Annotated in this window: 10 protein-coding genes and 1 riboswitch; of the genes, 3 read left to right on the forward strand and 7 right to left on the reverse strand. The window is 68.8% G+C overall.

The window, feature by feature from the left end:
- The first annotated feature begins 33 nt into the window (after positions 1 to 33).
- Both B0F77_RS20140 and pth read left to right on the forward strand, forming a co-directional pair.
- Positions 34 to 540, forward strand: coding sequence for a DivIVA domain-containing protein (locus B0F77_RS20140; RefSeq protein ID WP_245848432.1), 507 nt, complete (start codon positions 34 to 36; stop codon positions 538 to 540).
- The gene (gene pth, locus B0F77_RS20145) at positions 530 to 1,093 is read left to right on the forward strand and encodes an aminoacyl-tRNA hydrolase (protein ID WP_086664483.1); all 564 of its coding nucleotides are present in this window, start codon (positions 530 to 532) and stop codon (positions 1,091 to 1,093) included. Before B0F77_RS20140 ends, pth begins: the two co-directional genes overlap by 11 nt.
- Here pth and B0F77_RS20150 read toward each other — a convergent pair whose 3' ends face one another.
- A complete protein-coding gene (locus B0F77_RS20150; protein WP_086664484.1) occupies positions 1,094 to 2,707 on the reverse strand; it encodes a fatty acyl-AMP ligase in 1,614 nt (537 codons plus the stop codon).
- A gap of 100 nt (positions 2,708 to 2,807) precedes the next feature.
- Here B0F77_RS20150 and B0F77_RS50570 point away from each other — a divergent pair, with 100 nt between their 5' ends.
- Complete coding sequence (locus B0F77_RS50570; protein WP_281252529.1) at positions 2,808 to 4,148, forward strand: DivIVA domain-containing protein; 1,341 nt, start codon at positions 2,808 to 2,810, stop codon at positions 4,146 to 4,148.
- A 45-nt stretch (positions 4,149 to 4,193) separates the two neighbouring features.
- Here B0F77_RS50570 and B0F77_RS20170 read toward each other — a convergent pair whose 3' ends face one another.
- From B0F77_RS20170 to rsmA, 6 genes are all read right to left on the reverse strand, one after another.
- The gene (locus B0F77_RS20170; protein WP_086664485.1) at positions 4,194 to 5,966 is read right to left on the reverse strand and encodes an ABC-F family ATP-binding cassette domain-containing protein; all 1,773 of its coding nucleotides are present in this window, start codon (positions 5,964 to 5,966) and stop codon (positions 4,194 to 4,196) included.
- Between the two features lie 65 nt (positions 5,967 to 6,031).
- Positions 6,032 to 6,994 carry a 4-(cytidine 5'-diphospho)-2-C-methyl-D-erythritol kinase gene (locus B0F77_RS20175; protein WP_086664495.1) on the reverse strand — a complete coding sequence of 321 codons (963 nt, stop codon included), beginning with the start codon at positions 6,992 to 6,994 and terminating at the stop codon, positions 6,032 to 6,034.
- A 57-nt stretch (positions 6,995 to 7,051) separates the two neighbouring features.
- A complete protein-coding gene (locus B0F77_RS20180) occupies positions 7,052 to 7,807 on the reverse strand; it encodes a MetQ/NlpA family ABC transporter substrate-binding protein (RefSeq protein ID WP_342746809.1) in 756 nt (251 codons plus the stop codon).
- A gap of 70 nt (positions 7,808 to 7,877) precedes the next feature.
- A complete protein-coding gene (locus B0F77_RS20185; protein ID WP_086664487.1) occupies positions 7,878 to 8,561 on the reverse strand; it encodes a methionine ABC transporter permease in 684 nt (227 codons plus the stop codon).
- The gene (locus B0F77_RS20190) at positions 8,558 to 9,556 is read right to left on the reverse strand and encodes a methionine ABC transporter ATP-binding protein (protein ID WP_086664488.1); all 999 of its coding nucleotides are present in this window, start codon (positions 9,554 to 9,556) and stop codon (positions 8,558 to 8,560) included. The genes B0F77_RS20185 and B0F77_RS20190 overlap by 4 nt, the downstream gene beginning before the upstream one ends.
- 218 nt (positions 9,557 to 9,774) lie before the next feature.
- A riboswitch (SAM riboswitch) is annotated at positions 9,775 to 9,868 on the reverse strand.
- 88 nt (positions 9,869 to 9,956) lie between these two features.
- Positions 9,957 to 10,793 carry a 16S rRNA (adenine(1518)-N(6)/adenine(1519)-N(6))-dimethyltransferase RsmA gene (gene rsmA, locus B0F77_RS20195; protein ID WP_086664489.1) on the reverse strand — a complete coding sequence of 279 codons (837 nt, stop codon included), beginning with the start codon at positions 10,791 to 10,793 and terminating at the stop codon, positions 9,957 to 9,959.
- Positions 10,794 to 10,823: the final 30 nt, after the last annotated feature.

The following is a 10,823-nucleotide window of genomic DNA, read 5'->3' on the forward strand; positions in this document are numbered from 1 at the left end:
GCGCCACCCCCTCACGAGGGGGGCGGCGCGCCGTTGCAGTACCTGGGGCCGGCCGAGATCCGGTCGAAGACCTTCCGCCGCAAGCGGCAGGGTTACGACCCGGACCAGGTCAACGAGTTCCTGCTGATCATCGCCGACGCCCTGGCCGGCCGTCTCCGCCTGGACCCGGACCACGTGCGCACCGTCAAATTCGCCACGGTCCCCAACGGCTACGACCCCCTCAGCGTCGACGGTGTCCTGCACCTGCTGGAGTTCCAGGTCCGCAACGGCATCGTGCCGCCGACGGGCCTCGCCACCGGCGAGGACCTGTACGCGCGCAAGCTGCCGAAGTCCAGCACCGGATACGATCGCGCCGAAGTCGACGCCTTCGTCGCCCGCGCCGCGGCCAACCTGGACGGCCGGGGTGCCATGACCTCCACCGAGGTTCGCAACACCCGGTTCAGCACCACGTCCGGCCTGCTGGGCAAGGGGTACCAGGTGCAGGCCGTGGACGCGTTGCTGGACGATCTCGAGCAGGAGTTGCGGTTCCGTGGACGATGACCTCGCCCTGATCGTCGGCCTGGGCAACCCCGGCCCCAAGTACGAGGGCAACCGCCACAACATCGGCTTCCTGATCCTCGACGAACTCGCCGCCCGCATGAGCGGCAAGTTCAAGGCGCACAAGTCCGGCGCCGAGATCGTCGAGGGCCGCCTGAACGGCCACCGCGTGGTCCTGGCCAAGCCGCGCAGCTTCATGAACCTCTCCGGCGGCCCCGTCGCGAGCGCCGTGAAGTTCTTCAAGCCCACCACCATCGTCGTGGTCCACGACGAGCTGGACCTCCCCTTCGCCGCCATCCGCATGAAGCTGGGCGGCGGTGACAACGGCCACAACGGACTCCGCTCCATCACGAAGTCCTTGGGCACCAAGGACTACCACCGCGTCCGCTTCGGCGTGGACCGCCCGTCGGGCCGCCAGGACCCCGCCGACTACGTCCTGAAGGACTTCTCCACGGTCGAGCGCAAGCAGCTCGCGCTGGAGATCGACCGGGCGGCGGACGCGACCGAGGCCCTCGTCACCAAGGGCCTCGAAGCCGCGCAGAACGCCTTCCACTAGCTACACGAGGGAAGCCGCCGCAGACCGCCGAAGCTTCCCGGACGGCGTCTTCGGCAGCGTCCCGGGCGGCTGCACCACCACGGCGAACGGCCGCAACCCGACCGCGTCCACCACCCGCGCCGTGACCTCCTTCACCAGGGCTTTCTCCGCCTCGGCGTCCCCGGCGAGCTTCGACTCCAGCACCACGGCGAACCGCTCCCGCTGCGTCCCGGCGTCCAACCGCACCGCCACCGCGTTGCCGGCCCGCACGCCGTCCACCGAGCAGGCGGCACGCTCCACATCGGTCGGATAGATGTTCCGGCCGCCCATGATGATGACGTCCTTGCGTCGCCCGCAGACGACGACCTGGCCGTCCTCCACCAGGTATCCGATGTCTCCAGTGGACAGCCACCCCTCGGCGTCCTGAGTCGCCAGTGGACCGTTCACCGTCAGGTACCCGGGAGTCACGGCCTCGCCGCGGATCTGCAGCTCACCGACGTCCCGCACGCCCAGGACCGTGCCCGAGTCGTCCACCACCCGCAGCTCCAGCCCCGGCAGCGGCGGCCCGAGCAGCGGAAACGCACGCCCCTCAGCAGCAGGCACAGCCCGCCGATCAGCCTCGACGGCGTCCGCGTCCACCACGTCCACCGACAACCCGGTGAACAGCGGCGCGAAAGCGACACCCAGCGTGGTCTCGGCCATGCCATAAGCCGCCAGAATCGACTCCGGCCGCAACCCGAACCGCGCACCGGCGTCCACAAACGCCTGAACAGCGGCCGGATCGATCGGCTCGGCACCGTTCAGGGCCAGCCGCATGGACGACAGATCGAACGAGTCGGACGAAGAGGCCAGCCGGCGCGCCACGATCGCGTAGGCGAAGTTCGGCGCGGCGGTGATCGTGCCGCGGTACCGGGTGATCAGGTCGGCCCACAGGGTCGGGCGCGACAGGAAGTCGACCGGGGTGACCTTCACCAATTCCAGGCCGAACAGCATCGGCACGGTCAGAAAGCCGACCATCCCCATGTCGTGGAACAACGGCAGCCACGAAATCATCACATCGGACGACGGATCCAGCGCGGCCGCGATCTGCATACCGCGGGCGTTGGCCATCAAATTGCCGTGTGTGATTCGCACCGCCTTGGGATCTGCGGTGGACCCACTCGTCAACTGCAGCAGTGCCGTGGCATCCTCGGGAGTGGGAACAGGGTGAGCGATCGGCTCGCCGTCTAGCTCGGAAAGCTTGCGGTACGGGATTCCGTGTTGGTCCAGCACGGGAGCCAGAGCGTCAAAAGGGCTGCCGAGCAGGACCAGACGAGAGTCGATCATGGCGAGCACCCGCAACGTGTCCTCGGCCCACTCGGCCAGGTCGGTGCGTGGTGTGGGTTGATGCAACATCGTGACGCTGCCACCACACAGCCAGGCTGCTTGCACGGCTGGGGCGATCACGGCTGGTTCGGCGGCGAGCACGGCGATCGCGGTGCCCGGCGCCACATCGAGCGCACCGGCCATCCGCCGGGCGCGTTCGTGCACCTCGGCCCAGGTCCGGCGGACGGGCGCGGCGGGTTCACCCGTCGTCATGCCCTTGTCCCTGCCGTTGGCGGCCGTCGCCAGCATCACATCCACGAACTGACTCATGTTCGCGATCGTAGTGGCGCCGTTTGGTCCATCAGGGCGAAACGTTATGCCACGCGAAACGCGATACTCCCCAGTACAGGTACGCAGGAGGAGGTCATTGGTGGATCGGGGCGGCCCCGGAGCGCAGCATCGTCTGCCCGCGCATCCGGCACCTCTGCTCTCCGCGCAGGACGTGGCCCTGGTCGCGTTCCACCGTCCCCCCTCGGGACAACGCGGGTACGACGCGGCTGAGGTGGACGCATTTCTCGACCGCGTCGAGGACACCATGCGCAGCAGAGACATCCTCACGCGCGAGGACGTGCTCAACGTCAAGTTCAGCAACGCGTCCCGGGATCCGGGCTACGACGTCAACGAGGTCAACGTCTTCATGGAACTGGTGGCCGACACGCTGCGGTCCACTCCGCAACGCCAGCAGGCCTCAGCGCCCGCTCAGGGCGCGCACGCCACGTCGCAGGCACTCAGACCCGCGGTGCGACTTTCGCCCGACGACGTTGCCGCTGTGCGCTTCCACAAGCCCAGACCGGGGACCCGCGGCTACCACGAAGGCCAGATCGACGCTTTCCTCGACCGCATCGAGGCCACCCTGCGCGGCGCCGACAACCTGACCGCGCAACAGATCCAGGACGCCGTGTTCGGCGAGACGGCGCCCGGCACGTTCGGTTACGACGAAGAAGACGTCGACACGTTCCTCGACCTCGTCGTGCTGATGTTCGAAACCGCGCCGCCGCCGCTCAAGGGCACGCCGCCGCCACCGCCCAAAGCCGCGCCTCCGACGACTCAGCTGCCGCAGCTGCCGCAGCAACAGCAACGGCCCCAGCAGCGCCGTCCACAGCCCCAGCAGCGCCCTCAGCCGCCGCAACCGCAGGTGCAGCCGCCGGTGCAGCAGCCAGCGACGCCCAGGTCCGTCGACTCGCCGAAGCTCACCGCCGCGGACATCCGCAAGGTCGCGTTCCACCGTCCTCCCCGCGGCCGCCGCGGATACCAGGAGTCCCAGGTGGACGCCTTCCTCGACCGCATCGAGGCGACGTTGCTCGGCCAGGACAACCTGACCGGCAAGGACATCCGGGACGTCCGGTTCTCGCGCCCGCTGATCGGCCGGCGCGGCTACGACGAGACCGAGGTGGACTCGTTCCTCGGCCAGATCGAACAGCAGCTCGCCGGACCGATGCGCAGCATGCCGCAGGTCAGGTCGTGGAAGGACCTGCGCCAGCTGCGGATCCCGCAGGCAGCGGCCGGCCAGCGCGGCTACCGCACCGCGCAGGTCGACCGGATGCTGGAGGAGATCGGCGTCGCGCTCGACGGCATGCTCGGGGCGACCTCCGAGGAGGTCATGAAGGCGCGCTTCAGCTACGCGCTGCTCTCCGGCCAGGGCTACGACACGTCGTTCATCGACGAACTGCTGCCCATGCTCGCGAACGAACTGCGTCGCCGAGGTCGATGAAGGGACCCTTCCTCCACGTGAGGTGGAGCAAGGGTCCCTTCATCGTCAGCCCTCGACCACCTCGGCCGCGGCCATCCAGGCGGCCTCGACGTCGGTCTCCTCCGCCAGCACGGCACGGAGCTCGGCGTCGAGCTTCAGCAGCCGGTCCGGATCGGTCGCGGCCTCGGCCAGCGCGGCGTGCAGCTCGGCTTCCTTCTTGTGCAGCACCTCGAGCCGCCGCTCCAGCCTGGCCAGCTCCTTGCGGGCGGCGCGCTGGTCGGCGGCGTTCGACGGCGCCTTGTCGGTGGCTGGGCCGGCAGCGGCGCCTTCCCTGTCCCGCAACGAGTCCCGGCGCTTGAGGTACTCCTCGATGCCGCCGGGCAGGTCGGTCAGCTTGCCGTCACCGAACAACGCGACGACCTTGTCGCACACGCGCTCGACCAGGTAGCGGTCGTGCGAGATCACGACGAGCGTGCCGGCCCACGAGTCGAGCAGGTCTTCCAGCTGCTGCAACGTGTCGATGTCCAGGTCGTTCGTCGGCTCGTCGAGCAGCAGCACGTTCGGCTCGGCCATCAGCAACCGGCACAGCTGCAGCCGCCGCCGCTCGCCACCGGACAGGTCCGACACCGGCGTCCACTGCTTCTGCGACGAGAACCCGAACCGCTCGCCCAGCTGCGAGGCCGACATCTCGTACTTGCCGAGCACGACCCGCCGCGCGATCTCCTCGATCGCCTCCAGCACGCGCATCGACCCGTCGAGGTCGAGCAGCTCCTGCGAGAGGTGCGCGATCTTCACGGTCTGGCCCTGGATCCGCTTGCCGGACTCGGCTTCGCGCTCCCCCGCCAGCAGCTTGAGCAGCGTCGTCTTGCCGGATCCGTTGACACCGACCAGACCGATCCGCTCACCGGGGCCGATGCGCCACGTCAGATCGCGGACCAGCACCCGGTCCGGAATGGACAGTGTCGCGTCCTCCAGCTCGATCACCGTGCGGCCCAGGCGCTTCTTGGCGAACGCGAGCAGCTCCACGTTGTCCCGCAACGGCGGCACGTCCGCGATCAACGCCTCGGCGGCCTCGATCCGGTAGCGCGGCTTCGAGGTCCGCGCGGGCGCGCCACGGCGCAGCCACGCGAGTTCCTTGCGCGCCAGGTTCTGCCGCTTCTCCTCGAGCACGTCGGCCAGCCGGGTGCGCTCGGCGCGGGCGTAGATCCAGTCGGCGTAGCCGCCCTCGTACTGCTCGACCTTGCCCTGCACGACTTCCCACGTGCGGTTGCAGACCGTGTCGAGGAACCACCGGTCGTGGGTGACGACCACGAGCGCGCACTTGCGGGCCAGCAGGTGCTCCGCGAGCCACCGCACGCCCTCGACGTCCAGGTGGTTCGTCGGCTCGTCCAGCACGAGCAGTTCGAGGTCCTGGATCAGCGCGGCCGCCAGTACGACGCGGCGCCGCTCGCCACCGGACATCGTGGAGACCACGGAGTCCAGTCCCAGCGCGGTGATCCCGAGTCCGTCCAAAATGGACCGAACGCGGGCGTCAGAGGCCCACTCGTGCTCGGCGTCGAACCCGAGCGGGTCGATCACCGCGTTGCGCACGGTCGAGCCGTCCGGCAGCTCGGTCCGCTGCGTCACGACGGCCATTCGCAGGTCCCGCGAGCGCGACACCCGGCCGTCGTCGGCGGGTTCCACCCCGGCCAGCACCTCGAGCAGCGTCGTCTTACCGCCACCGTTCAGGCCGACGACACCGATCCGGTCGCCCTCGTTGACGCCGAGCGACACGCCGTCGAGCAGCGGCCGGACGCCGAACGACTTCGACACGGACTCCAGGTTGACCAGGTTGGCCATCAAAACCTCACGACTAGTAAGAAACTGCCCGGTGCAGGCTACCCAGGCAGGCAAAGCCCCCGTGGCTACGCGTGTACCTCAGGCGGCGTGGGCTTGGGCTCTTCGGTCGTGATGACGCGTGCGCCGGGCACCGGGCCGTGTGCGACGCGAACCGTGCGGCACACACCGGCGCCGGCCAGTTCGGCAGCCACGCGCACCGCCGTGTCGCCGTCTTCGCACAGGAACGCCGTCGTGGGGCCGGAACCGGACACGATGCCGGCCAACGCGCCCGCGTCGACGCCCGCGCGGAGCGTGCGGCGCAGGTTCGGCCGCAGAGACACGGCGGCGGCTTGCAGGTCGTTGCCGAGCAGCAGAGCGAGCTGGCGGGGGTCGCCGGAGGACAGTCCCTCCAGCACCGCCTCGACCGGGCCGACGCGCGGCGGATCTCCCTCGGCGCGCAGGCGGTCCAGCTCGTCGAAGACGTCCGGAGTGGACAGTCCACGCCGGTCGAACGCGAGCACCCAGTGGAACTGGTGGCGGCCCAGCACCGGCACGATCCGTTCGCCGCGGCCCGTACCGAGCGCGGTCGCGCCGTACAGAGCGAAGGGGACGTCCGCGCCGAGCTTCCCGGCCAGTTCGGCCAGCTCGTCGCGGCTGATCTCCAACCGCCACAACGAAGAGAGGCCGACCAGCGCCGCGGCCGCGTCCGCGCTGCCGCCCGCCATGCCGCCCGCGACGGGGATGGCCTTGCGGATGACGACGCGGACCTTGGGGTCGTCCGGGTCCTTGCCCACGTGCGCCGCGAGCAGCCGGACCGCGCGCCAGGCGAGGTTCGAGGCTCCGGTGGGCACCTGGTCGGCGCCCTCGCCGTGGACCTCCACGCCGGGCTCGTCGGCCACCGCGACGGTGACCTCGTCGACCAGTGACAGCGCCTGGAAGATGGTCACCAGGTCGTGATAGCCGTCCGGGCGCACGTCACCGACGGCCAGGTGCAGGTTGACCTTGGCCGGGACGCGAACTGTGACCGGGGGTGGAACGACTGCGAGCACCATGTCAGCCTACGGGCGTTCTGGAGTCCCGGACTCCTCCCCCGGTCACTGCCGCTCTCAAACCGGGATGACCGAACCGTTGAAGGTCTGCTTGATGTAGTCCTTGACCTGCTGCGATCCGAGCAGCTCCGCCAGCTCGCGGATGCGCTTGTCGTCCTTGAGCTCCGTGCGGGTGACCAGGCCGTTCGCGTTCGGGTTGCCCTCGGCCTTCTCCAGCGCGAGCGAGTCGGTGGCCGGCTTGAGGCCCGCGTCGATCGCGTAGTTGCCGTTGATCACCGACGCGTCGGTGTCCTCCAGCGACCGGGGCAGCTGAGCGGCCTCCAGCGGCACGAACTGCAGGTTCTTGGGGTTCTCCGCGATGTCGCGGACGGTCGGCTGGTCCACGGCCTTGAGCTTGATCAGGCCGTTCGCCTCGAGCAGCTTGAGCCCGCGCGCCTCGTTCGTGGCGTCGTTGGCCAGCGCGACCTTGGCACCCGAGGGCAGCTCGTCGAGCTTCTTGACCTTCTTCGAGTAGAGGCCCAGCGGCTCGACGTGGACGGGCTGCACCCACTCGACCTTGGCGCCGCTCTCCGAGGTGTACGTCTCCAGGTACGGGACGGTCTGGAAGTAGTTGGCGTCGAGCGAACCGTCGACCAGCGCGGTGTTCGGCTGCACGTAGTCGGTGAACTCGACGACCTCGATCTTCAGACCCTTCTGCGCGGCGAGGTTGTCGGCCACGTACTTGAGGATCTGGGCGTGCGGAACAGGCGAGACACCGACCTTGAGGGTGTCGGACGCGCTGGCACCGGACGAGCAAGCGGACAAAGCAGTCACAGCGGTCAAAGCGACTGCGATCAGGGCAGCACGAATACGCATTACGTTCCTTTTGAGAATTTCTACGGGGTCAGACGGAGGCGTGCCGGCGCCGGTCGGACGCACGGGCGGCACGGGTGAAACCGAGTTGGATCACCGTGGTGAGCACGGCGAGCCAGGCGACGGTGCTCCACAGGATCCGGTCGTTGAAGCGCTGGTAGCCCTCGCGGATCGCGAGGTCACCGAGGCCGCCACCACCGATCACGCCGGCCATCGCCGAGTACCCGATCAGGGCGATCACGGTGACGCCGATGGCGTTGATCAGCGCGGGCAACGACTCGCGGATGAGCACGCTGCGCACGATCCTCAACGTCGAGGCGCCGGTGGTGATCGCGGCCTCGACCACGGTCACGTGCACCTCGGACAGGATGTTCTGCACGAGCCGCCCCACGAACGGGATGGCGCCCACGGCCAGCGGCACGATGACCGCCGTGCTGCCGATGGAGCCGCCCACGATCAGACGGGTGACGGACGTCAGCGCGACGAGCAGCACGATGAACGGCATCGAGCGGCCCAGGTCGGTGATGAAGCTCAGGACGCGGTGCACCGTGACGTTCGGCCGCAACCCACCCTTGGCGGTGAGCTGCAGCCAAACACCTACGGGAACTCCCAGTGCGGTGGCGATGACGGTGGAAACGCCGACCATGTACAGCGTTTCGCCGGTGGCCTCGACGAGGTAGCTGACGACGTCGGACCAGGGTGTAGCAGACCTCACGCAGCTACTCCCTGCGGTCCCTTCAGGGACCTCTGCACCGCACCGCCGGCCTCGCCGATCCACTCGAGCGCGGAGTCGGAGCGCTCGCCGTTCAGGCCGAGACGGAACCGTGCGACCGGGGTCTCGCCCAGACGCGTGAGGCCACCGCCGACGATGTTGAGCTCGACGCCGAACCGGTGCGCGGCCTCGGGCAGCAACGCGCCGACCGCGGCGAACCCGACGAGCACGACGTCCGCGACACGGTCGTAGTTGCTCTCGTTGATCGGGTTCAGGTCGACGGCGGGCAGCAGCGCACTGCTCGTGCGGCTCGCGGCGTCGTTGACCAGGTCGAGGACCTTGCCGTGCTCGACAACACGACCCTGCTCCAGTACCGCGACGTCATCGCAAATCTTGCGGACCACGCCCATGTCGTGCGTGACGACGAGAACGGTCACACCCAGCTCAGCGCGCGCACGGTCGAGCACGGTCAGCACGGAACCGGTGGTCTCCGGGTCGAGTGCGGACGTCGGCTCGTCAGCGAGCAGCACAGAGGGGTTCGCGGCGAGCGCCCGCGCCACGGCGATGCGCTGGCGCTGCCCGCCGGACAGCTGGTCGGGGTAGGCGGCGGCCTTGTCGGTCAGCCCGACGAGGTCCAGCAGCTCGCCGACCCTCGTCCGCCGCTGCGGCCCAGGCACGCCGGCACTTTCGAGCGGCAGCGCGATGTTGCCGGCCGCCGTGCGCTGCCGGAGAAGCGAATCCCCTTGCGGCACAACGCCGATCTGCCTGCGAGCGGCCCTCAGGGCCGACCCGTCGAGGCTGGTGATGTCGGTGCCGTCGACGCGGATGGCGCCCGAGTCGGGACGCTCCAGCAGCGCAACGCAACGAGCGAGCGTCGACTTGCCGGCCCCGCTCGGGCCGACGACGCCGAGCACGGTGCCCGCTTCGACGTCGAGGGTCACGCCGTTCAGGGCGTTGACACCCTGGAAGGACTTGGTGAGGTTTTCGACAGTGATCACATCTGCTCCACGGCTGCGCGCGACGGCACACACGCCTCTTGGGCTGTGCGCGATCGGAGTTCTGCTCAGGTGTGTGCGCCCCTCGTGTTTGGAGAGGGCCGCGTCAAAGGACTTTGAGAAGGCGCCTTAGACGAGGTGGCGACGACATGCAGATGCGGTGCGACGGCACTGGTCGACAACTCGACGGCGCGTCAGCATTCGCGTGGTACCCATGTGATCCTCCATCGGTCCTGGCGTTAGCACCTGCCCGCATCCAGCGGGTGGTTGCTGCGACGTCGTAGAGCCAGGTCTCTCAATCGCTCCGGATGGCACTTAGCAGTCAACCGGACGGACGTTCGGTTGCGCAAGCCAGATTCGGATTCGTTCGACAGATCACACTGATGGCCGAAGGATCCCCGGCCTAGACCTCGGCAATCCGGATGAAGTCGATCACGCTGAGCTGCTCGCCCCTCAGCTGGGAATCGACCCCGGCCTTCTGGAGCAGCTCGTCGACCTTTTCGGCACTGCCGGCCCAGCCCTTGAGCGCAGCGCGAAGCGTCTTCCGGCGCTGCGCGAACGCGGCGTCGACGATCTCGAAAAGCCTCTTTCGGTCCACTGTGGACAGCGGCTTTTCGTGACGCTGGAACCACACCAGGCCCGAGTCGACGTTGGGCGCCGGCCAGAACACGTTCTTGCCGATCGACCCGGCCTTCTTGGCGTCCGCGTACCAGGCGAGCTTCACGCTGGGCACGCCGTAGATCTTGTTGCCGGGCCTGGCCGCCATCCGGTCCGCGACCTCGGCCTGGACCATGACGAGGCCTTTTTGGAGGCTCGGGAGCTCCTTGAGGAGGTGCAGGACCACCGGGACCGCGACGTTGTAGGGGAGGTTCGCAACGATCGCGGTGGGTTGAGCCGGCAGGTCCGCCTGGGTGACCTTCATGGCGTCCTTGAGGACGACGTGGAGCTTGGACGCGTTCTCCGGGTCCATCTCGTTCACGGTCTGCGGGAGCCGCTGGGCCAGGGGTGGGTCGATTTCGACGGCCACGACCTGCTTGGCGGCGGGGAGGAGGGCGAGGGTCAGGGAGCCCAGGCCTGGGCCGACTTCGAGGACGATGTCGTTTTCGTCCAGTTCGGCGGCGGTGACGATCTTGCGGACCGTGTTGGGGTCGTGGACGAAGTTCTGGCCCAGTTTTTTGGTCGGGCGGATGTCCAGCTCTTCGGCTAGACGGCGAACTTCTACAGGTCCCAGCAGGCTCACTGGGGCATTCTCGCAGGCTTGGGGGTGGGA

It is taken from the genome of Lentzea kentuckyensis, from assembly GCF_002150765.1.
Lineage (GTDB): Bacteria > Actinomycetota > Actinomycetes > Mycobacteriales > Pseudonocardiaceae > Lentzea > Lentzea kentuckyensis.

What these genes read in the sequence shown, in the direction of transcription:
- B0F77_RS20150 (WP_086664484.1), bottom strand. Translation starts at nt 2,707, where the DNA reads ATGAGTCAGTTCGTGGATGTGATGCTGGCGACGGCCGCCAACGGCAGG.
- B0F77_RS20170 (WP_086664485.1), bottom strand. Translation starts at nt 5,966, where the DNA reads ATGGCCAACCTGGTCAACCTGGAGTCCGTGTCGAAGTCGTTCGGCGTC.